Raw genomic sequence first — 23,082 nt, forward strand, 5'->3', positions numbered from 1 at the left:
AATACAAATCGTATTATTGGGAAGTTAATCCCTTTTCAGTAATACATTGAGTTCTCAAAACACTTTATTAAGTGTCTTGAATATTCTAAAAACTAAGGCGAATTTGTGTACTCGTAAGAGATGCAAATTAGTAATAAACCAGCTAGTTACGGTACAACTTGAGTTTCTTTTGAAACTTATTTGGGTTGTATGGTTAAGTGACTAAGCGTATACGGTGGATGCCTTGGCAGTCAGAGGCGATGAAGGACGTAGTAACTTGCGAAAAGCGTTGGCGAGCTAGTAACAAGCATTTGAGCTAACGATGTCCGAATGGGGAAACCCGGCCACATAAGTGGTCATCATAACGTGAATACATAGCGTTATGAGGCGAACCTGGGGAACTGAAACATCTAAGTACCCAGAGGAAAAGAAATCAACCGAGATTCCCCTAGTAGCGGCGAGCGAACGGGGATTAGCCCTTAAGTCTATGGGGTGTTAGTGGAATGTGTTGGAAAGCACAGCGGCACAGGGTGATAGCCCCGTACATGAAAACTAACCATAGATGAAATCGAGTAAGGCGGGACACGTGACATCCTGTTTGAATATGGGGGGACCATCCTCCAAGGCTAAATACTCCTGACTGACCGATAGTGAACCAGTACCGTGAGGGAAAGGCGAAAAGAACCCCTGTGAGGGGAGTGAAATAGAACCTGAAACCGTGTACGTACAAGCAGTGGGAGCGGTTCTTGAGACCGTGACTGCGTACCTTTTGTATAATGGGTCAGCGACTTACATTTTGTAGCGAGGTTAAGCGAATAGCGGAGCCGTAGGGAAACCGAGTGTTAACTGCGCGTTTAGTTGCAAGGTGTAGACCCGAAACCGAGTGATCTAGCCATGGGCAGGTTGAAGGTTGAGTAACATCAACTGGAGGACCGAACCGACTAATGTTGAAAAATTAGCGGATGACTTGTGGCTGGGGGTGAAAGGCCAATCAAACTCGGAGATATCTGGTTCTCCTCGAAAGCTATTTAGGTAGCGCCTCGAGCGAATACCACTGGGGGTAGAGCACTGTTAAGGCTAGGGGGTCATCCCGACTTACCAACCCTTTGCAAACTCCGAATACCAGTGAGTACTACTCGGGAGACAGACGGCGGGTGCTAACGTCCGTCGTCAAAAGGGAAACAACCCAGACCATCAGCTAAGGTCCCAAAGTTATTGCTAAGTGGGAAACGATGTGGGAAGGCTTAGACAGCTAGGATGTTGGCTTAGAAGCAGCCATCATTTAAAGAAAGCGTAATAGCTCACTAGTCGAGTCGGCCTGCGCGGAAGATTTAACGGGGCTAAGCAATACACCGAAGCTATGGGTTTGCTCTTAGGAGCAAGCGGTAGAGGAGCGTTCTGTAAGCGGTTGAAGGTGAAGGGGTAACCCACACTGGACGTATCAGAAGTGCGAATGCTGACATGAGTAACGATAATGGGGGTGAAAAACCCCCACGCCGAAAGACCAAGGGTTCCTGTCCAACGTTAATCGGGGCAGGGTGAGTCGACCCCTAAGGCGAGGCCGAAAGGCGTAGTCGATGGGAAACAGGTCAATATTCCTGTACTTTTGCTAACTGCGATGGAGAGACGGAGAAGGCTAGGCTAGCGCGGCGTTGGTTGTCCGCGTTTAAGACTGTAGGCTGTTCACTTAGGCAAATCCGGGTGAACACTAGGCTGAGAGTTGATGACGAGTCCCCAAGGGGATGAAGTAGTTGATGCCATGCTTCCAGGAAAATCTTCTAAGCTTCAGGTTAGTAGGAATCGTACCCCAAACCGACACAGGTGGTCGGGTAGAGAATACCAAGGCGCTTGAGAGAACTCGGCTGAAGGAACTAGGCAAAATGGTACCGTAACTTCGGGAGAAGGTACGCTCCTGGCGGTGATGAGACTTGCTCTCTAAGCTGCTGGGAGTCGCAGATACCAGGTGGCTGCAACTGTTTATCAAAAACACAGTACTGTGCAAAATCGCAAGATGACGTATACGGTATGACGCCTGCCCGGTGCTTGAAGGTTAATTGATTGGGTTATCTTCGGAGAAGCTCATGATCGAAGCCCAAGTAAACGGCGGCCGTAACTATAACGGTCCTAAGGTAGCGAAATTCCTTGTCGGGTAAGTTCCGACCTGCACGAATGGCGTAATGATGGCCACGCTGTCTCCAGCCGAGACTCAGTGAAGTTGAAATTGCGGTGAAGATGCCGTATACCCGCGGCTAGACGGAAAGACCCCGTGAACCTTTACTATAGCTTGGCACTGAACATTGAACCTACATGTGTAGGATAGGTGGGAGACTTTGAAGCTTCGTCGCTAGATGGAGTGGAGTCAATCTTGAAATACCACCCTTGTAGTTTTGATGTTCTAACCGTGGCCCCTTATCGGGGTTCGGGACAGTGCCTGGTGGGTAGTTTGACTGGGGCGGTCTCCTCCCAAAGAGTAACGGAGGAGCACGAAGGTTGGCTAAGTACGGTCGGACATCGTACGGTTAGTGCAATGGCATAAGCCAGCTTAACTGCGAGACATACACGTCGAGCAGGTACGAAAGTAGGTCATAGTGATCCGGTGGTTCTGTATGGAAGGGCCATCGCTCAACGGATAAAAGGTACTCCGGGGATAACAGGCTGATACCGCCCAAGAGTTCATATCGACGGCGGTGTTTGGCACCTCGATGTCGGCTCATCACATCCTGGGGCTGAAGTCGGTCCCAAGGGTATGGCTGTTCGCCATTTAAAGTGGTACGCGAGCTGGGTTCAGAACGTCGTGAGACAGTTCGGTCCCTATCTGCCGTGGGCGTTGGATGATTGAAGGAAGCTGCTCCTAGTACGAGAGGACCGGAGTGGACGAACCGCTGGTGTTCGGGTTGTTATGCCAATAGCATTGCCCGGTAGCTACGTTCGGAATCGATAACCGCTGAAAGCATCTAAGCGGGAAGCGAGTCCTAAGATGAGTCATCCCTAGGAATTTAATTCCTCTAAAGAGCCGTTCGAGACTAGGACGTTGATAGGCAGGGTGTGTAAGCGTTGTGAGGCGTTGAGCTAACCTGTACTAATGACTCGTGAGGCTTAACCATACAACCCAGATGAGTTTTTATCTGAGTTGATGGTAACTAGATTTATTACTTACTGTTAAAGGTAAGACTTAGTGAAGAATATAAAGCGCTTAATAAAGTAAGGTCATAAAATGCTCCTGCATTTATGACATCAAGTACATCCATGTACTTGAAACTCAAAGAAACAGCTTTCCGAATTTAGTTAATTGCGATAAGCGATTAACACCGAATTTGCTTGGTGACAATAGCATTGTGGTACCACCTGATCCCATCCCGAACTCAGTAGTGAAACGCAATAGCGCCGATGATAGTGTGGGGTCTCCCCATGTGAAAGTAGGTCATCGCCAAGCGCCTAATTTCTCTTTTTAGAGAGTCGAGAAAGCCCTGACTTAATAGTCAGGGCTTTTTTCGTTTATAGCGAGTAAGAATTTAGTGCAGCGAAAGACAGTGTGATTGATATGTCATGCGACAGTAGGCGCTTGCAAAGGGCCTACTAAGTGAAAAGCTCGCTAAGATGAAGCGGTTTTTTGCGTTTGAATTTTGTGTAAATTATTTACCGTGTTTTGAGCAAAAAGAACAATAGTTTGGTTGATATGCACATGTTAAATATGTACTTAATTTCTCTAAGAGAGCAGATAACCCGTTACTCATGTAACGGGTTTTGTGTGCCTAGAATCTAGGGGGAATGTCAAAATTAGCAGATTTAAATAATCCTGAAATGGATTTACCAAAACTTACGAACTGAACTAATCATATGGAGATAGTCAATATTCATACATTTCATGTATAAAAATTATGAGTATTGATAAACCACACATAGATTACAAATTGTTATTCATCTAGTTTTGTATTGCCTTTCCTATTCAGATTGCAAATCTGTGTGGATTAGCTTCACGAGAAAGAAACTATAACGACTATTTTAAGTCATCTCAGGTCCTAGTTGTCTACAAACATAACCATGGATTAAATGAATAACAATCCGTTTTGTGAAATGAGATTTTAATGAAAAATTAAAACCAACAAATTTGCCTAGTTCAATATCCACTTTATGTGAAGCTGGTTATCTTTGTCTAAACATAGAATGCTTGTTGAAGATTCACATAATAGTTATGAGAAAAATAATCATCAGTTCAGATATATAAACACTAAGAAATGTATCTTAACTTATAAAGAAAATGCCTTAAGTTTCACTTGTAGACCAGAATTAATCAAAATATTTAATTGCTTACAGCACAATTAACAAGCATATATTTTAAGTCTCTTTACCTAGTTCTGTAGCAATCCATTTTTACCGATTTATTAACCATTTAGTAATCTCCCCCTACACTTAAGATTTGTAGATGATATATCAGTATATATGTGGATAACTTTGGGGTTAACTTCTGAGTATCTTGTTGCTAAATACCTTTGTTTAATAAAACTGAAATTAATTGAAAAAAGCCCTTGCGGTGTTTCAGTATTTGCCTATAATGCGCATCCACTGACACGGCAACAGGCACTAGCCAACACTGAGTCAGCTTGATTTGAAGCGGTTTTAACTACCTCAAATCAACGGCAAAAAGAAGTTTGAAAAAACACTTGACGCCAACGAGGGAAAGCGTAGAATGCGCATCCCTGACCAACACGGTCAACGCTCTTTAACAATCAAACAAGTAAATCTGTGTGGACACTCACAGGTGTTGAGTTAATCGAAATTGTCACTTAGGTGGCAATCAAAATTATTATCAATGTAACGATGAGTGTTCATAGCAATATGTAACAAACAGGATGTAGATTCTTCCGAGTCTGCATAATGTAATCAGAATTCATTGAGCCGAAACTTCTCTTTTATTTATAAGAGTGAATGTTTCAAAAAAACTTTAATTGAAGAGTTTGATCATGGCTCAGATTGAACGCTGGCGGCAGGCCTAACACATGCAAGTCGAGCGGTAACAGAAAGAAAGCTTGCTTTCTTTGCTGACGAGCGGCGGACGGGTGAGTAATGCCTAGGGATCTGCCCAGTCGAGGGGGATAACAGTTGGAAACGACTGCTAATACCGCATACGCCCTACGGGGGAAAGGAGGGGACCTTCGGGCCTTTCGCGATTGGATGAACCTAGGTGGGATTAGCTAGTTGGTAAGGTAATGGCTTACCAAGGCGACGATCCCTAGCTGTTCTGAGAGGATGATCAGCCACACTGGGACTGAGACACGGCCCAGACTCCTACGGGAGGCAGCAGTGGGGAATATTGCACAATGGGGGAAACCCTGATGCAGCCATGCCGCGTGTGTGAAGAAGGCCCTAGGGTTGTAAAGCACTTTCAGTAGGGAGGAAAGGCAGTTGTTTAATAAACAACTGCTGTGACGTTACCTACAGAAGAAGGACCGGCTAACTTCGTGCCAGCAGCCGCGGTAATACGAGGGGTCCAAGCGTTAATCGGAATTACTGGGCGTAAAGCGTACGCAGGCGGTTCATTAAGCCAGATGTGAAATCCCCGGGCTCAACCTGGGAATTGCATTTGGAACTGGTGAACTAGAGTCTTGTAGAGGGGGGTAGAATTTCAGGTGTAGCGGTGAAATGCGTAGAGATCTGAAGGAATACCGGTGGCGAAGGCGGCCCCCTGGACAAAGACTGACGCTCATGTACGAAAGCGTGGGGAGCAAACAGGATTAGATACCCTGGTAGTCCACGCCGTAAACGATGTCTACTCGGAGTTTGGTGCCTTGAGCACTGGGCTCCCAAGCTAACGCATTAAGTAGACCGCCTGGGGAGTACGGCCGCAAGGTTAAAACTCAAATGAATTGACGGGGGCCCGCACAAGCGGTGGAGCATGTGGTTTAATTCGATGCAACGCGAAGAACCTTACCTACTCTTGACATCCAGAGAACTTTCCAGAGATGGATTGGTGCCTTCGGGAACTCTGAGACAGGTGCTGCATGGCTGTCGTCAGCTCGTGTTGTGAAATGTTGGGTTAAGTCCCGCAACGAGCGCAACCCCTATCCTTATTTGCCAGCACGTTATGGTGGGAACTCTAGGGAGACTGCCGGTGATAAACCGGAGGAAGGTGGGGACGACGTCAAGTCATCATGGCCCTTACGAGTAGGGCTACACACGTGCTACAATGGCGTATACAGAGGGTTGCAAAGCCGCAAGGTCTAGCTAATCTCACAAAGTACGTCGTAGTCCGGATTGGAGTCTGCAACTCGACTCCATGAAGTCGGAATCGCTAGTAATCGTAGATCAGAATGCTACGGTGAATACGTTCCCGGGCCTTGTACACACCGCCCGTCACACCATGGGAGTGGGCTGCACCAGAAGTAGATAGTCTAACCTTCGGGGGGACGTTTACCACGGTGTGGTTCATGACTGGGGTGAAGTCGTAACAAGGTAGCCCTAGGGGAACCTGGGGCTGGATCACCTCCTTACCTATACGACTAACTTAATGTTTGTTGAGTGTTCACACAGATTGCTTGTTACTCCTTTATGGAGTTGAGCGAAATGCGCCGCAAGCCGGTTAGCATTGTTCTTTAACAATTTGGAAAGCTGATAGTATTTAATTGCATGAGTCTGTCATGTTAATTAATACAAATCGTATTATTGGGAAGTTAATCCCTTTTCAGTAATACATTGAGTTCTCAAAACACTTTATTAAGTGTCTTGAATATTCTAAAAACTAAGGCGAATTTGTGTACTCGTAAGAGATGCAAATTAGTAATAAACCAGCTAGTTACGGTACAACTTGAGTTTCTTTTGAAACTTATTTGGGTTGTATGGTTAAGTGACTAAGCGTATACGGTGGATGCCTTGGCAGTCAGAGGCGATGAAGGACGTAGTAACTTGCGAAAAGCGTTGGCGAGCTAGTAACAAGCATTTGAGCTAACGATGTCCGAATGGGGAAACCCGGCCACATAAGTGGTCATCATAACGTGAATACATAGCGTTATGAGGCGAACCTGGGGAACTGAAACATCTAAGTACCCAGAGGAAAAGAAATCAACCGAGATTCCCCTAGTAGCGGCGAGCGAACGGGGATTAGCCCTTAAGTCTATGGGGTGTTAGTGGAATGTGTTGGAAAGCACAGCGGCACAGGGTGATAGCCCCGTACATGAAAACTAACCATAGATGAAATCGAGTAAGGCGGGACACGTGACATCCTGTTTGAATATGGGGGGACCATCCTCCAAGGCTAAATACTCCTGACTGACCGATAGTGAACCAGTACCGTGAGGGAAAGGCGAAAAGAACCCCTGTGAGGGGAGTGAAATAGAACCTGAAACCGTGTACGTACAAGCAGTGGGAGCGGTTCTTGAGACCGTGACTGCGTACCTTTTGTATAATGGGTCAGCGACTTACATTTTGTAGCGAGGTTAAGCGAATAGCGGAGCCGTAGGGAAACCGAGTGTTAACTGCGCGTTTAGTTGCAAGGTGTAGACCCGAAACCGAGTGATCTAGCCATGGGCAGGTTGAAGGTTGAGTAACATCAACTGGAGGACCGAACCGACTAATGTTGAAAAATTAGCGGATGACTTGTGGCTGGGGGTGAAAGGCCAATCAAACTCGGAGATATCTGGTTCTCCTCGAAAGCTATTTAGGTAGCGCCTCGAGCGAATACCACTGGGGGTAGAGCACTGTTAAGGCTAGGGGGTCATCCCGACTTACCAACCCTTTGCAAACTCCGAATACCAGTGAGTACTACTCGGGAGACAGACGGCGGGTGCTAACGTCCGTCGTCAAAAGGGAAACAACCCAGACCATCAGCTAAGGTCCCAAAGTTATTGCTAAGTGGGAAACGATGTGGGAAGGCTTAGACAGCTAGGATGTTGGCTTAGAAGCAGCCATCATTTAAAGAAAGCGTAATAGCTCACTAGTCGAGTCGGCCTGCGCGGAAGATTTAACGGGGCTAAGCAATACACCGAAGCTATGGGTTTGCTCTTAGGAGCAAGCGGTAGAGGAGCGTTCTGTAAGCGGTTGAAGGTGAAGGGGTAACCCACACTGGACGTATCAGAAGTGCGAATGCTGACATGAGTAACGATAATGGGGGTGAAAAACCCCCACGCCGAAAGACCAAGGGTTCCTGTCCAACGTTAATCGGGGCAGGGTGAGTCGACCCCTAAGGCGAGGCCGAAAGGCGTAGTCGATGGGAAACAGGTCAATATTCCTGTACTTTTGCTAACTGCGATGGAGAGACGGAGAAGGCTAGGCTAGCGCGGCGTTGGTTGTCCGCGTTTAAGACTGTAGGCTGTTCACTTAGGCAAATCCGGGTGAACACTAGGCTGAGAGTTGATGACGAGTCCCCAAGGGGATGAAGTAGTTGATGCCATGCTTCCAGGAAAATCTTCTAAGCTTCAGGTTAGTAGGAATCGTACCCCAAACCGACACAGGTGGTCGGGTAGAGAATACCAAGGCGCTTGAGAGAACTCGGCTGAAGGAACTAGGCAAAATGGTACCGTAACTTCGGGAGAAGGTACGCTCCTGGCGGTGATGAGACTTGCTCTCTAAGCTGCTGGGAGTCGCAGATACCAGGTGGCTGCAACTGTTTATCAAAAACACAGTACTGTGCAAAATCGTAAGATGACGTATACGGTATGACGCCTGCCCGGTGCTTGAAGGTTAATTGATTGGGTTATCTTCGGAGAAGCTCATGATCGAAGCCCAAGTAAACGGCGGCCGTAACTATAACGGTCCTAAGGTAGCGAAATTCCTTGTCGGGTAAGTTCCGACCTGCACGAATGGCGTAATGATGGCCACGCTGTCTCCAGCCGAGACTCAGTGAAGTTGAAATTGCGGTGAAGATGCCGTATACCCGCGGCTAGACGGAAAGACCCCGTGAACCTTTACTATAGCTTGGCACTGAACATTGAACCTACATGTGTAGGATAGGTGGGAGACTTTGAAGCTTCGTCGCTAGATGGAGTGGAGTCAATCTTGAAATACCACCCTTGTAGTTTTGATGTTCTAACCGCGGCCCCTTATCGGGGTTCGGGACAGTGCCTGGTGGGTAGTTTGACTGGGGCGGTCTCCTCCCAAAGAGTAACGGAGGAGCACGAAGGTTGGCTAAGTACGGTCGGACATCGTACGGTTAGTGCAATGGCATAAGCCAGCTTAACTGCGAGACATACACGTCGAGCAGGTACGAAAGTAGGTCATAGTGATCCGGTGGTTCTGTATGGAAGGGCCATCGCTCAACGGATAAAAGGTACTCCGGGGATAACAGGCTGATACCGCCCAAGAGTTCATATCGACGGCGGTGTTTGGCACCTCGATGTCGGCTCATCACATCCTGGGGCTGAAGTCGGTCCCAAGGGTATGGCTGTTCGCCATTTAAAGTGGTACGCGAGCTGGGTTCAGAACGTCGTGAGACAGTTCGGTCCCTATCTGCCGTGGGCGTTGGATGATTGAAGGAAGCTGCTCCTAGTACGAGAGGACCGGAGTGGACGAACCGCTGGTGTTCGGGTTGTTATGCCAATAGCATTGCCCGGTAGCTACGTTCGGAATCGATAACCGCTGAAAGCATCTAAGCGGGAAGCGAGTCCTAAGATGAGTCATCCCTAGGAATTTAATTCCTCTAAAGAGCCGTTCGAGACTAGGACGTTGATAGGCAGGGTGTGTAAGCGTTGTGAGGCGTTGAGCTAACCTGTACTAATGACTCGTGAGGCTTAACCATACAACCCAGATGAGTTTTTATCTGAGTTGATGGTAACTAGATTTATTACTTACTGTTAAAGGTAAGACTTAGTGAAGAATATAAAGCGCTTAATAAAGTAAGGTCATAAAATGCTCCTGCATTTATGACATCAAGTACATCCATGTACTTGAAACTCAAAGAAACAGCTTTCCGAATTTAGTTAATTGCGATAAGCGATTAACACCAAATTTGCTTGGTGACAATAGCATTGTGGTACCACCTGATCCCATCCCGAACTCAGTAGTGAAACGCAATAGCGCCGATGATAGTGTGGGGTCTCCCCATGTGAAAGTAGGTCATTGCCAAGCGCCTAATTTCTCTTTTTAAGAGAGCAGATAGCCCGTTACTCACGTAACGGGCTTTTTTGTGCTTCAAATTTGAGGGGCTGGAGTGCCAGATTAGATAATTAGCAATGATTTACTAGCCGATATTGCCATGTTTTCTAACAAGGTTAAATAAGCAGTCCATTTCAAGTGTTTTGGAGAGTAGCTAGCTGGTTACTCACGTAAGGAACTTTTTTGTGTCTGAATTTGAGAGGCAGGAATGCCAGAGAAGAAAATTAGCGAAGATTAAGTAGCCGATAAGGCTATGTGTTCCTAAATGGAAAAATATGTAGGCCATTGCTAAATGCCTAATTATGTTTATTCAGTTGTCATTAGTTTCTACGCCCAAGTTTTCTTCGAGCTATGTTTTCTACTTTTAAAGTATCCACAAAGTGACTTAATTCTTTAGTTACTAAATTTAAATATTATATTCTCGTTGATGTTTAACATAGGTCAGCTATCTTGTTAGGCAATTCATTAACTTTTATTAGTTGAGCTAGATTTAAAGTCAGTACTTTAGGGACAAAAATGAAATTAGAAATGATTTGCACTGGTGAAGAAGTTTTATCTGGCCAGATTATTGATACTAACGCAGCTTGGGTTGCTAACACTATGATGGAGTTGGGTATTGAAACCCAACATCGCATTACAGTAGGTGATCGTTTAGAAGACCTGAAAAACGCTTTCATTGACCGAAGTCATCATGCTGATGTTATTATCGTAAATGGAGGTTTAGGGCCGACAAGTGACGATATGTCGGCTGAAGCCATGGCGATGGCCAAAGGCGAACAGTTAGTAGAAAACGTGGAGTGGCGAGAAAAACTAGTAGACTGGTTCGCTCGTAACAACAGACCGATGGCTAAGAGTAATTTAAAGCAAGCATGGTTGCCTGAGTCAGCATTAATGGTCGATAATCCTGTGGGGACAGCTTGTGGCTTCAGAGTAAAGCTTAATAATGCTTGGTTGTTCTTTACGCCAGGTGTGCCATTTGAGTTAAAGCACATGATTAAAGAACAATTTATTCCGTTTATTAAAGATGAATTTGATCTTAGTGAAAATACCTCATTGAAAAAGTTACTCACTATTGGTCATGGTGAGTCTTCGCTTGCTGATAGTTTGTCTGAGCTAGCGCTGCCAGATGGCATTACCTTAGGTTATCGTTCATCGATGCCGCATATTGAAATAAAGATCTTTGCCCGTGGTGATAAAGCGATTAGTAGGCTCGTTAACGTCACCAAAAAAGTAAAATCAATATTAGGTATAGCAGTGGTTGCTGAAGATAGACCTACTCTAGCATCTGAAATTCATCATCGGTTGTATCAATCTGGCTTTAGTTTGAGTGTCGCAGAATCCTGTACAGGTGGTTTGATAACAAGTCAGTTGATTGATTTTTCTGGAAGTTCATCTTATTTACATCACGGCTTAGTGACTTACAGTAATGAATCAAAAGTTAAAGTATTAGGCGTCAACCCACAAATCCTCGATGACTACGGTGCAGTGTCAATCGCAACTGTTGAATCCATGGCTAGAGGGGCAAGAGAGATCTTAGACAGCGATTTTGCACTTTCGACAAGTGGGATAGCGGGACCAGATGGTGGGAGTGACGAAAAGCCTGTTGGTACCGTTGCCATTGCACTAGCAACCAAGCACGCTGTTTATAGCCAAATGGTGAAATTGCCGAGTAGGTCGCGACAGCTAGTGCGAACGATTAGTGCTGCAATAGCTTATGACATGTTACGCCGTGCTTTGCTCGGTGAAGCGGTGATAGTGGATTATCCTTCTATATCACGATTTGCCAAGTAGTTCGTTCATCTAACTAGCTTGATGCAAATAAGCTAGTTAGATTAATTCTGTACTTTTAAAAGCTAACAGTAGTAACTACATCATATAAATCTATTTGATGCTGATTCATCCCGTTGATGTCTTCATTTTCAGGTGCTTTTAGTAAGCTAATTTTGTTACTAACTTGCACCACTTCGAGTAGGGTTGGCTCTTCTGGTGGCATCAAAGTCGACATGACTGTGTTTCTTACAGGGATATTTTTCAATTTTATATGTTGAAATATGTCGCCTTTTTTAACCCCATGCATCGTTCCGATATTGATAGTAATAAATTCATCATCACGATTTATGACAGTCGCTTTGGTGGCTTCACAACTCAATGTTTGGTTGATGTCTTGTGATACTTTAAACAATGTATCAACAATAGCTTGACCATATTCACTACGCCAAAATAGGCTATTAGACATATCTACTTTGGTAAAAGAGTCAAAACTCCAACCACCTTCTCCGTGGTATTCATCTTCAAGTAAAATACTGTCGCTGATCCTATCGTACATAAATACTTTAATGGTGAAGTTTCGTTTTGGGTAGATAGTATTTTTTAGCAAGCTGGATGTGATTTCATTGTATAGGCCGATATCGCGTATATAGCCGAAGACTAAATATTGGCTTTGAAATTGGCTGTTTAATCCATGAGAAATACCTTGAACTGATTTCAAATTAATACTGTCAAAACTAGAAACAGGTTTAAATACCATTTGCGGTATTAACTCTTCTACAAAAACACTAGGCTGATTGATGAGTTCATCTTTGAACCTTGAAGCTACATGAAAAGGTAGTGAAGAAATATCACCCGGTGTGGCTTGTTCTGGGTTAAGTAATGGGAACTGGGCAATAATGAGCTGTTTGGAATATGCATCTTTAATGCAGTTTGATTTTGAATGAAGGTTTACTTTGAGATTGACCGTTAATTTACCTGCTGTAATAGTTTCATTGAGAATGATAATTTCACTAATTTGTTGTTTTGAAATAACATTACTCTTACTACTTGTAAGAATTCCGTCTCTTACCGTATTTTCGATACTGATATAACTGCTGGCTTGAAGTGACGCATTTTCTATTGCTAGTTCTACGGCTTGCTTGCGTATTTTGTTGTAGTCATCGCCATTATATGTAATTGATGCTTGTCCGACATACCATTGTGCGAATGATGCAGTAGGTATACAGAGCATCATGATAGCAAAGAAGGTTCTCATCATTTATTAACCAAATACGTTTAGCAGTTTCGAGATTAATGAGGGATCTTGATTGTCTTGTTGCTCGCCTTTGCCACTGACTTCGATGACGGTATTGCCAACCATGCTTGAATCTATCGAATGATCAGATGCGATATCTGTAACCCTAATCTCTCCAGAAAAGCGGACATATTCGTCGCCTTTATTCAATTTTAACCATTTTTCGCCCGCAACGATTAAGTTTCCGTTCGGCAGTTTTTCTCTTACTGCAACAGTGATCGTGCCGGAAAGAGAGTTGTTATGATTACTTGCAGAGGAACTATCAAAGTTTTTGTCTTGAGAGTAGTCAGCGCTCAAATTGCTGTCGTCAATGTTGATGTTACCGGCAGTGATGTTAGGGGATAGTTCAAAGTTATTAGAGCTATCTCGTTTGTAGCTAACAGATTTTTTAGACGTCATTTCTTCATTTAGTCTAATTAAAATCATATCTCCAATATCGTATCGATTATTATTTTGATAAATATTATAAACGTTATCGGGGTTAAAGATTGAACCCGTTACCAACTGCGCTTGCTGAATGTTATTGTTTCTAACTGGTCGATACTGCGGATCTCCCTTCATCACTTCGTCAGACGGTTCTGTCACATTCACTGAGGTATTTTCTTTAGTCGGAACTTTAATCTCAGCTACTTCAGTTGTAGTACAGGCTGACATACTGAATAAAATGAATACTGCTAACGGGGTTGTTAATTTCATTTCTTAACTGTGTTGATGGTTTTGCAAATTCTAACTTCAACTTAATACTTAGATCTATACTCTGCACAGTATCTTCATTATCTTTACCCATTTTTACGTTATTAATGGTTATTTGTTACTAACTATTACTATATATTGTTTTGGTAAGGTGTGAGTGGTGTTTAATGATTTGCAAGATAATGATAATAAATTATTAATGTATTATTCTTATTTTTATATCGGTTTCGTTTTGGTTTTTAAATATGGAATAAATCTTAATGTTTGTCAATTTTATGGATTAATATATTATAGTGGTAAGATCATTGGTTGTATTTGATTATTTTATACAGTGGTGATAATTAGAATATAATATATTTAATTGGGATTTGGTTTAATTATAATATGAGTCAACAAGAATCACTTTCTGTGCTAACAAGTGCAGCTGAGCTCATCAATACGAGTTCATCGGTTCAGTCCCAGTTAAGTGGAGAGTCAGAAAACTTTGCCGATATACTCACAGGTGTTTCTGCTGCAAGTGATGTTGCCAATGTTGCGCTGAATGCAAGCGCTATCAGTGATGTCTTTTCGGTTGATGACATGCAAGAGAAGATACTTGCGGAAGTGGGTTTAGATAACCCTGACATCCTTTCACTTAGCATGAATACCAGTATGATTTCTGAGTTGCAACAAGGCTTGTTATCATCGCTACAGACAAGCATGATAAAAAGTTCACTCAACACAGTGGCTAATATCGCAGCTGACGGTATTCAGGTTTCTGGTGATGATACTTTAGGATCAGTAAGCTCTCTAACAAGCTCTGATGATGTTGAGGATTCTAGTCTTGTAGATGATATTTATTCGTACTCTTTCGGTGAAGATGGTTTTAATCAACAGGATATTATAGATTCAGTTAATATTTTAAACCACACACCAATTTTATCTTATATTTATCAAGAAACAACAAATACTGAAATAAGTCCTGCTGCAACTTTAGCCGGAAGTGTTCTTTACTCTGATTATGTTGGGGCTGGTTCTACTGCTATTAAATTAATTATGGATTACTTTACAGAAAAAAACTCAGACGGTATTGCTGCTGGAGTTAGTTCATTTTTGTCTGATGATAATAATTCACGAGAGTGATATAGCTGAGACAATTGGAAATAGTTAATTCTGTAACTATTTAATTAGCGTTTTATCATAAATTATCATTGTAAATATTTTAATGACTATTTTTATATTAAAATGAAATATTCAGTCTGGTTACTTAAATGAAAAAATTAATATTTATTTTGGGCCTGTTAATAAGTGGTTGTGCCACTTTAGGAAGTGAATCTGAAAAATACCAACCTAGTGATTTTCCAGTACTGAATGCTGTGGGTTACGCGCCTATTGAAAAGCAACCCGCAGAGTTACGCTCAGAGCAAATTTTAATGGCAATGGAAGCGTCAAAAATTTTGGCCTATAGAGAGTTAGCTGAACAAGTCTATGGCTTACAGCTTAATTCGCAAACAGCAATACAAGGACACTCTCTGAATAATATAGCCACGAAGATCAAAGTTTCTGGTGTGATCAAAGGGGCCAAAGTCGTTAAGACTTATCCAATAGATGGTTTTTATGTCACCGAATTGGAGCTAGATTTTAAGCTAGTGCGAGATTTGTACATGCAGTCAGAAAACCCAGTGCATAGTAGTACCTTGGTGGTTGAGCCAGTAAAAAACTTTTAATGTGAGCTTTGACATTTTAGATTACTGATAAAAAATAAGCGCCTTAAGGCGCTTATTTTGCTTGAGGCGATACGATATTAAAACTTAATCACTATTTTGCCTTTTTGAACTTCAATTGCTTTTGTCATCGATGCCATTAATGCTTGGTTCGAGTCATTAGTATCGAGCACGTATACAGGTTGTGATTCTAAAAACGTTCGCAAAAACATCATCAATTGTGGGGTGATGGGTTTCAGCATTTGTTCAATATCCGCAGGTTCTGATTTAACGCTCACCAAGTCCAACTTCTTCAAAAAGATGCTTTTGGTTTCAACGTCATACCAAGGCTCTGCTTCAAAAGTGGTTTCCATGTCAGCAGAAATAGACTTAAATGGATTTTTAACCGCCATTTTTGTCAATGCTGTGACTGAAATGGTATTTGGCTTGTTACCTAACTCCACTTCCATATCATTGAGTTTCAACTGTAGACCAAATATTTGATTGCCTTGAGACACTTCATAGTGCATCTCATTATTCAGATAATCCTCTACTTCTGATTCAGTGATGCTGTACTGACTGGCGCAACCAGTCAGAAACAGCATTAAGCAAAGTAAACTCGTTTTGAATAATGTCATTATCCTGTGTTTCTCATTCCTGCAGCAACACCAGCAATGGTTAGCATTAATGCTAACTCAACCTGTTTAGAAGCTTGTTCTTCATTACGGGTACGTGCCAATAGCTCTGCTTGTAAGAAGTTCAATGGGTCGATATATGGGTTACGAAGCTTAACTGACTCTCTATTCCAAGGAGTATGAGACATTAACTCTTCTGACTCCGTTAAAGATAGAACCGCTTCAGTGCCTAATTGTAGACTTGCGCGGAGCTTTTTACCTAAATGGTGCAAGTTTTCTGGCACTAGAGTACTTTCATAGTATCGAGCAAGATTAGGCTCAGCCTTCATATAAACCATTTCAAGCATCGAAATGCGAGTTTCAAAGAATGGCCATTGTTGCTCCATTTCTTTCAATAGACTCGCTTCGCCACGCTCATTAGCAGCTTTTAGCGCTTCACCAGAACCTAACCAAGCAGGAAGCATTAAACGGTTTTGTGACCATGCAAAGATCCATGGAATCGCACGGAGGCTTTCGATACCGCCATCAACGCGTCTTTTAGCTGGTCGACTACCTAGTGGTAATTTACCCAGTTCAACTTCTGGTGTCGCGGCTCTAAAGTAAGCAACAAAGTCAGGCTCTTCACGAACAATACCTCGATAGGCTTTAACTGAGTCATCAGCAATCCGCTGCATGCATTCACGCCATTCTTGTTTTGGTTCTGGAGGCGGCAATAAGGTCGCTTCCATTACTGCTGAGGTGTATAGCGCTAAACTTTGTACAGCTACTTTTGGTAAACCGAATTTGAAGCGGATCATCTCACCTTGTTCAGTCACCCTAATACGACCGTCTACTGACCCCGGAGGTTGTGACAAAATCGCTTTATGTGCAGGCCCGCCGCCACGGCCAATAGAACCACCACGGCCGTGGAATAGCATTAATTTAACGTCTGCTTTCTTGCACACGGCAACCAGTTGTTCTTGTGCGTGGTATTGGGCCCAAGCAGCAGCCATTACACCGGCATCTTTAGCTGAATCTGAATAACCAATCATCACTTCTTGCATACCTTTGGTGTAACCACGGTACCAATCAATGTTGAGGAGTTGAGTCATGCAATCTGCTGCAGTATTTAAATCACTTAATGTTTCAAATAATGGCACCACACGCATTGGGTGCTGACAACCTGTCTCTTTTAATAACAGTAAAACGGCTAGTACGTCAGATGGTTTACTTGCCATTGAAATTACGTAAGAACCAAGCGCTGTAGCTGGTTGTGTTGCTACAAGCTGACAAGTCTTGATGACTTCAAGTACATCAGCTGATGGCTGCCAATCCGCAGGGATTAATGGTCGGCGGCTGGTTAGCTCTCTTAACAAGAAGGCTTGTTTTTCATTTTCGTCCCAGTGATCGTAATCTCCCATACCTAAATAGCGTGTGAGTTCAGCTATGACATCGCTATGACGCTCTGCATCTTGGCGTATATCTAAACGCAGCATATGAATGCCGAAACAGGCTAAGCGGCGTAACATATCTAATAACAGGCCATTGGCAATTAAACGCATACCTGATTCAGATAAACTGCGGTACAGCAACTCAAGTGGCTGTTTTAAGTCATTTAGCTCCCATACTAAATCGCTGTGATTGACATCTACTTGATGACCTTCAAGGCGGGCATTGAGATAATCAATGGTGTTACGTAGTTTGTGACGTAAGTGTCTGAGGATATCGCGGTAAGGCTCTTTGCTGTTTGGCACAAGTGCCATTAATTCAGCATTGGCATCTTCCATAGACAATTCATTTACTAGCGATACCACATCTTTAAGGTATAGACGTGCTGCTGCATGCCGATTACGGAGTAATACTTCTTCGGTGACGACTGAGGTGACAAATGGGTTGCCATCTCTATCGCCGCCCATCCAGCTTGAAAATCTTACTGGGCAAACGTCAGCAGGAATTTGCTGGCCTGTTTTCGCTTCTACATGGTCGTTTAATTGTCTTAAGAAATCTGGCACGGCTTGCCACAAAGAGGCTTCAATAGTGCTTAATCCCCAGCGCGCTTCATCTACCGGTGTTGGGCGTTCGTTACGGATTTCGTTGGTATGCCATATCTGAGCAATAAGCTGGCGCAGTCTAAGGTGAGATTGATTACGTTCGCGTTCAGTTAATTGCTGATTTTCTTGCTCAGTTAAACAGTCGACTACTGCTGAATACTTTTGAATTAAGGTACGGCGTGAAATTTCTGTTGGGTGCGCTGTAAGTACTAAATCAATATCGAGTGTTTTTAAGCAATTAATCACGTCTTGTTCATTGGCGTTGCTATTCAACATTCGTCCCAATAACTGTTCGACAGGATCGGGTACGCATACAAGCTCATCGCAGTTACGACTGATGGTATGAAACTGCTCTGCAATATTGGCTAAATTCAAGAATTGGTTAAAAGCTTTTGCAAAAGGGACTAATTCTTCGTCAGGTAATGAATTTAGTAAAGTGAGCATTTGCTGTCGTGAGTCAGCATCACCTTTACGAGACTCCTTAGCAAGAATACGAATTTGTTCTACTTTTTCAAGAAAGGCTTCGCCAAGGTGATCACGCATGGTGTCACCTAAAACTTGTCCTAAGCTACTCACATTAGAACGCAAAGAAGCGTACATGTCGGCGGTTTGCTCTGCCATAATTACTCCATAATTTTAACTTAAGTAGCCGTTATCATTTTTGACTAGTGCTAGCACAATAGCTAGCTGTAAGGGTATTGGTCAATGGCTTATTTTATTAATTTAAGTACATAATCAATTAACGCTTTTATCATTGATATTTATCACAACTATTTAATACAAGCTTGATAAATAAGCTTTTTCATTAACTCTACGGTAGGAGTTAAATATTCTAAGCCAATATATTCATCCGGTTGATGAGCTTGATTAATACTACCGGGTCCCATGACGAGAGTTTGGCATCCTAATTTTTTGATATAAGGCGCTTCGGTGGCATAGTTAACCACCTCAGGTTGAGTTTTTGAGATTTCTGCAACCAACTCAGTCCAATAGCTATCGACTTTACCAGCAAAAGACTCGGAGCCTGGATATAAAGTCGATATTTCAATACTGCCAGGGTATTGCTTGTTAATTTCTGCTAGGTAGTTAATTACCATCAATTCTAAATCTGCTAGTTCCATTCCAGGTAAAGGTCGAATATCCAAGTGTAAATCGCAACATCCGCAGATGCGATTTGCTGCATCACCACCATGTATATGACCAAAGTTCATCGTCGGGTGAGGGACACTAAAGGCATCTTCACGGTAGTTTTCACTTAAATCTTGTTTAAGTTTCATTAACTGACCGACAACTTGGTGCATGATTTCGATGGCATTGAGCCCGCGAGCAGGATCAGATGAATGACCGCTGCGGCCAATGACTCTTATGCCTTGAGCTAAATGACCTTTATGCATATATACCGGTTTTAAGCTGGTAGGCTCACCAATAATAGCGTAGTCCGGTGCAATGCTTTTGGCATCGGCAAATGCTTTTGCACCGTTCATGGTGGTTTCTTCATCGGCGCTAGCAAAGATATGCAGCGGACGCTTTAACTCATGCAAAGGTATTGTTTTAAGCGCTTCCATTATTAACGCAAAAAAACCTTTCATGTCACAGGTGCCTAAGCCGTACCAACGGTTATCTTTTTCGGTTAGTTCAAAAGGGCTTTGGCTCCAGCGACCTTCATCAAAAGGAACGGTATCAGTATGTCCAGCAAGTAAAAGCCCACCTTTACCTGAGCCAATTGTTGCGACTAAATTTTGTTTACCACGGCTGTCGGCCACGGTATGAACTGTGCATTCAAAACCCATCTCCGAAAACCAAGATTGCAGAAGTTCAATAACTGCATGGTTACTCATATCCTGTTCTGCTTCTAATGCACTGATAGATGGCAATGCAATCAGCTGTTTAAAAGCATCTTTTAGTTTTGGTAATGAATTCATAGGAACCTTTTTTATCTATTGCAATAAATATGTATTCATTATTATTGCATAAGTAATAATTTGTGTTAGTCTAGCAAACAGCTAAGGTAATCACCATAACTTGATAATGATTTAAGAATATAGATATGTATTTAATTGCGATTCAACTCACTGTAACAGATCCCAAGGTAAACTATCTTCGACGATAGTTTTATTCTCGAGCACCCAGCTCACGTATCGATTTATCTTCAACAGTTTACTTAATTAAAGACGACAAAATAATGAAAAATATCGCAATAATTGGTGCTAGTGGTTATACCGGCGCACAAATCACCGCTCTTATTGATGCTGAAGCATCACTGACTATTCAAGGCTTGTATGTTTCTGAGAACAGTCTTGATAAAGGTCGTTTATTGGCTGATTTGTACCCAACATATCAACATATCCAAATTCCTTTATCGCCTCTATCTGCAGAGGCTAAACAAGCTATCGTCGAGCAAGCTGATGCAGTGGTACTTGCCACAGAACATTCTGTCAGCTTAGAACTTGCAGCATTCTATTATCAACAGGGTTTAGCTGTTTTTGATTTAAGTGGTGCGTATCGTTTTGCTGATGTTGAGCAGTATCCTAAATGGTACGGTTTTGAGCATACTCAAGCAGAAGTGCTTGCCGATGCCGTATATGGTCTAGCTGAGTGGAATCACCAGCAAATTGCCCAAAGTAAAATGATTGCAGTGCCAGGTTGTTACCCAACGGCATCTTTAACGGCACTTAAACCTTTAAAATCAATGCTAACTGACGCTTATCCAGTCATTAATGCGGTAAGTGGCGTGACAGGTGCAGGCAGAAAGGCACAGCTGCATACTAGTTTTTGTGAAGTGAGCTTAACGCCATATGGTGTTTTAGGTCATAGACATCAACCTGAAATAGCCACTCACTTAGGGCAAGAAGTTATTTTTACGCCGCATTTAGGTAACTTTAAGCGTGGAATTTTAGCCACCATTACAGTGCAATTAGCTAAAGGCACTACTGAAGCTGATGTGGCTGCCGCATATCAAGTGTATGACGATTGCCCATTAGTTAGCGTTAAGCATAACCAATTCCCTAAAGTGGACGATGTGGTTAATACGCCAAACTGCATATTAGGTTGGAAATACGACCCTCAAAGTAACTATTTAGTGGTTGCCAGCGCAATTGATAATTTAATGAAAGGTGCTGCAAGCCAAGGCTTACAGTGCATTAAAATTCACTTTGGTCTTTAACAGGAAAATATACTATGTCAGATAATAAGCCTGTTATTGTGCTTAAAGTGGGTGGCGCATTACTTCAGTCAACTTCTGGAATGGCTGAGCTAATGTCAGTGGTTGCTAAGATGATGTCTCAAGGGCAGAAAGTCATTTTTGTTCATGGTGGTGGATGTTTGGTTGACGAGCAACTTGCTGCCAATGGTAAAGAAACCATCAAGCTGGACGGTTTACGGGTTACGCCTGCAGATCAAATCCCCATTGTTGTAGGTGCTTTAGCGGGAACCTCTAACAAATTATTGCAAGCTGCAGCTATCGAAGCTGGTATTGTCACGGTTGGAATGAGTTTAGCCGATGGTAATACGGTTGACGCATCGATTAAAAATGAAAACTTAGGTCTAGTAGGTGAAGTCACCCCGAAAGATTCAAGTTATTTGAATTATTTATTATCGCAGGGTTGGTTGCCTATTTGCAGTTCAATTGCTGTGTCGCCTCAAGGCGATATGTTGAACGTTAATGCAGATCAAGCTGCGACGGCGTTAGCTAAATTAGTTAACGGTCAGCTGGTTTTATTATCTGATGTGCCGGGTGTATTAGATGGCAATGGCGAGTTAATTGCGCAATTAAATCAACAACAAATTTCAGATTTAGTTCAGCAAGGCGTGATAGAAAAAGGTATGAAAGTTAAAGTAGAAGCGGCATTAGAAGTTGCTCAATGGATGGGTAAACCAGTGCAAGTTGCATCTTGGAAACAGCCTCAACAATTAATTGCCTTAACGAACGGACAATCCGTTGGCACTCAAATTCAGCCATAGGAGTTAAATACTAATGGAACATTTATTATCAATTAAAGATTTATCGCAAACTGAGCTATTGGATTTACTGGCATTAGCGAAAAAGATTAAAGCCAACCCAGCAGATTACAACCAAGCATTAGCAGGCAAAAGCGTGGTGATGTTATTTGAAAAGCCTTCGCTGCGAACCCGCGTTAGCTTTGATATTGGTATTAATAAATTAGGCGGTCATGCGGTTTATTTAGATCAACAAAATGGTGCACTAGGTAAACGTGAGCCAGTATCTGATTTTGCGACCAATATTTCTTGTTGGGCTGATGCCATAGTGGCGAGAACATTCTCGCACACCACTATTGCAGGTTTAGCGGAGCATGCTTCTGTTCCTGTTATTAATGCCTTATGTAATTTATATCATCCGTGCCAAGGGCTAGCTGACTTTTTGACCTTATCTGAAAAGTTTGATGACGTAAGCAAAGTAAAACTGGCTTACCTAGGTGATGGTAATAATGTGACTCACTCACTGATGTATGGCGCAGCAATTCTTGGTGCCACTATGACAGTGGTTTGCCCTCCGGGGCATTTCCCTGATGGACAAGTGGTGTGTGAAGTTCAAGCATTAGCTGCTCAATATGGCGGGGAACTTATTTTAACGTCTGACGTTAATGAAATGGGTCCACAAGATGCAATTTATACCGATACTTGGATTTCGATGGGTGACACCACTTCCATGGAAGAAATTGAAGCAAAGTTTAAACCATACCAAGTGAATATCGAACTGATGACAAAAGTGGGTGCTAACTTCTTTATGCATTGTTTACCTGCATACAGGGAAGTTGAGGCGACTGCTGAAGTGGTGGATGGTGAGGGCTCACTCATTCTGCAACAAGCAGAAAACAGAATGCATGCACAAAATGCAGTACTGGTTACCCTGTTAGGTTAAAAAACAACATATTTCGTTGGCTGGCTTATGTCATTTG

Annotated in this window: 11 protein-coding genes and 5 rRNA genes; 11 read left to right on the top strand and 5 right to left on the bottom strand. The window is 42.8% G+C overall.

Annotation, left to right across the window (positions count from 1 at the left end; translation table 11 throughout):
* The first annotated feature begins 191 nt into the window (after positions 1-191).
* The 6 genes from QPX86_RS01205 (at position 192) to QPX86_RS01230 (ending at position 11,853) form a co-directional block, all read left to right on the top strand.
* A 23S ribosomal RNA gene (locus QPX86_RS01205) occupies positions 192-3,083 on the top strand.
* Positions 3,084-3,296: 213 nt separating this feature from the next.
* A 5S ribosomal RNA gene (gene rrf / locus QPX86_RS01210) occupies positions 3,297-3,412 on the top strand.
* Positions 3,413-4,922: 1,510 nt separating this feature from the next.
* Positions 4,923-6,467, top strand: a 16S ribosomal RNA gene (locus QPX86_RS01215).
* Positions 6,468-6,814: 347 nt separating this feature from the next.
* Positions 6,815-9,706, top strand: a 23S ribosomal RNA gene (locus QPX86_RS01220).
* A 213-nt stretch (positions 9,707-9,919) separates the two neighbouring features.
* Positions 9,920-10,035, top strand: a 5S ribosomal RNA gene (rrf, locus tag QPX86_RS01225).
* Together the 16S, 23S and 5S rRNA genes form the textbook arrangement of a ribosomal RNA operon.
* Positions 10,036-10,578: 543 nt before the next feature.
* Positions 10,579-11,853 (top strand): CinA family nicotinamide mononucleotide deamidase-related protein, encoded by a 1,275-nt coding sequence (locus tag QPX86_RS01230; protein WP_285163867.1) that lies wholly within the window; start codon positions 10,579-10,581, stop codon positions 11,851-11,853.
* 55 nt (positions 11,854-11,908) lie between these two features.
* Here the strand turns inward: QPX86_RS01230 and QPX86_RS01235 are convergent, their stop codons facing one another.
* Both QPX86_RS01235 and QPX86_RS01240 read right to left on the bottom strand, forming a co-directional pair.
* Entirely contained in the window at positions 11,909-13,090 is a 1,182-nt protein-coding gene (locus QPX86_RS01235) for a flagellar assembly protein T N-terminal domain-containing protein (RefSeq protein WP_220752483.1), read from the bottom strand.
* A 3-nt stretch (positions 13,091-13,093) separates the two neighbouring features.
* A complete protein-coding gene (locus tag QPX86_RS01240) occupies positions 13,094-13,822 on the bottom strand; it encodes a flagellar basal body L-ring protein FlgH (RefSeq protein ID WP_220752482.1) in 729 nt (242 codons plus the stop codon).
* A gap of 381 nt (positions 13,823-14,203) precedes the next feature.
* Between QPX86_RS01240 and QPX86_RS01245 the strand changes: the two genes are divergently transcribed.
* On the top strand, positions 14,204-14,941 hold the full coding sequence (locus QPX86_RS01245) for a hypothetical protein (RefSeq protein ID WP_285163868.1): 738 nt from the start codon (positions 14,204-14,206) through the stop codon (positions 14,939-14,941).
* Between the two features lie 128 nt (positions 14,942-15,069).
* A complete protein-coding gene (locus tag QPX86_RS01250) occupies positions 15,070-15,525 on the top strand; it encodes an LPP20 family lipoprotein (protein ID WP_220752480.1) in 456 nt (151 codons plus the stop codon).
* Positions 15,526-15,602: 77 nt separating this feature from the next.
* Here QPX86_RS01250 and QPX86_RS01255 read toward each other — a convergent pair whose 3' ends face one another.
* The 3 genes from QPX86_RS01255 to argE form a co-directional block, all read right to left on the bottom strand.
* Positions 15,603-16,139, bottom strand: coding sequence for a DUF1439 domain-containing protein (locus QPX86_RS01255; protein ID WP_220752479.1), 537 nt, complete (start codon positions 16,137-16,139; stop codon positions 15,603-15,605).
* The gene (ppc, locus tag QPX86_RS01260) at positions 16,139-18,787 is read right to left on the bottom strand and encodes a phosphoenolpyruvate carboxylase (RefSeq protein ID WP_285163869.1); all 2,649 of its coding nucleotides are present in this window, start codon (positions 18,785-18,787) and stop codon (positions 16,139-16,141) included. The genes QPX86_RS01255 and ppc overlap by 1 nt, the downstream gene beginning before the upstream one ends.
* Before the next feature lie 149 nt (positions 18,788-18,936).
* Positions 18,937-20,088 (bottom strand): acetylornithine deacetylase, encoded by a 1,152-nt coding sequence (argE, locus tag QPX86_RS01265; RefSeq protein ID WP_285163870.1) that lies wholly within the window; start codon positions 20,086-20,088, stop codon positions 18,937-18,939.
* 260 nt (positions 20,089-20,348) lie between these two features.
* On the opposite strand from argE, the gene argC reads away from it, so the two are divergent.
* The 3 genes from argC to QPX86_RS01280 are packed head-to-tail and all read left to right on the top strand — an operon-like array spanning position 20,349 to position 23,045.
* Positions 20,349-21,329, top strand: a complete 981-nt coding sequence (argC, locus tag QPX86_RS01270) for an N-acetyl-gamma-glutamyl-phosphate reductase (protein WP_285163871.1) — start codon at positions 20,349-20,351, stop codon at positions 21,327-21,329.
* 14 nt (positions 21,330-21,343) lie between these two features.
* Complete coding sequence (gene argB, locus QPX86_RS01275) at positions 21,344-22,126, top strand: acetylglutamate kinase (RefSeq protein WP_285163872.1); 783 nt, start codon at positions 21,344-21,346, stop codon at positions 22,124-22,126.
* A 13-nt stretch (positions 22,127-22,139) separates the two neighbouring features.
* Positions 22,140-23,045, top strand: a complete 906-nt coding sequence (locus QPX86_RS01280; RefSeq protein WP_220752474.1) for an ornithine carbamoyltransferase — start codon at positions 22,140-22,142, stop codon at positions 23,043-23,045.
* Positions 23,046-23,082: the final 37 nt, after the last annotated feature.

It is taken from the genome of Shewanella goraebulensis (assembly GCF_030252245.1).
Lineage (GTDB): Bacteria > Pseudomonadota > Gammaproteobacteria > Enterobacterales > Shewanellaceae > Shewanella > Shewanella goraebulensis.

Coding starts and splice junctions, on each gene's coding strand:
- argC (WP_285163871.1), top strand. CDS start 20,349: ATGAAAAATATCGCAATAATTGGTGCTAGTGGTTATACCGGCGCACAA.
- QPX86_RS01235 (WP_220752483.1), bottom strand. CDS start 13,090: ATGATGAGAACCTTCTTTGCTATCATGATGCTCTGTATACCTACTGCA.
- ppc (WP_285163869.1), bottom strand. CDS start 18,787: ATGGCAGAGCAAACCGCCGACATGTACGCTTCTTTGCGTTCTAATGTG.
- QPX86_RS01245 (WP_285163868.1), top strand. CDS start 14,204: ATGAGTCAACAAGAATCACTTTCTGTGCTAACAAGTGCAGCTGAGCTC.
- QPX86_RS01280 (WP_220752474.1), top strand. CDS start 22,140: ATGGAACATTTATTATCAATTAAAGATTTATCGCAAACTGAGCTATTG.
- QPX86_RS01250 (WP_220752480.1), top strand. CDS start 15,070: ATGAAAAAATTAATATTTATTTTGGGCCTGTTAATAAGTGGTTGTGCC.
- QPX86_RS01240 (WP_220752482.1), bottom strand. CDS start 13,822: ATGAAATTAACAACCCCGTTAGCAGTATTCATTTTATTCAGTATGTCA.
- argE (WP_285163870.1), bottom strand. CDS start 20,088: ATGAATTCATTACCAAAACTAAAAGATGCTTTTAAACAGCTGATTGCA.
- QPX86_RS01230 (WP_285163867.1), top strand. CDS start 10,579: ATGAAATTAGAAATGATTTGCACTGGTGAAGAAGTTTTATCTGGCCAG.
- argB (WP_285163872.1), top strand. CDS start 21,344: ATGTCAGATAATAAGCCTGTTATTGTGCTTAAAGTGGGTGGCGCATTA.
- QPX86_RS01255 (WP_220752479.1), bottom strand. CDS start 16,139: ATGACATTATTCAAAACGAGTTTACTTTGCTTAATGCTGTTTCTGACT.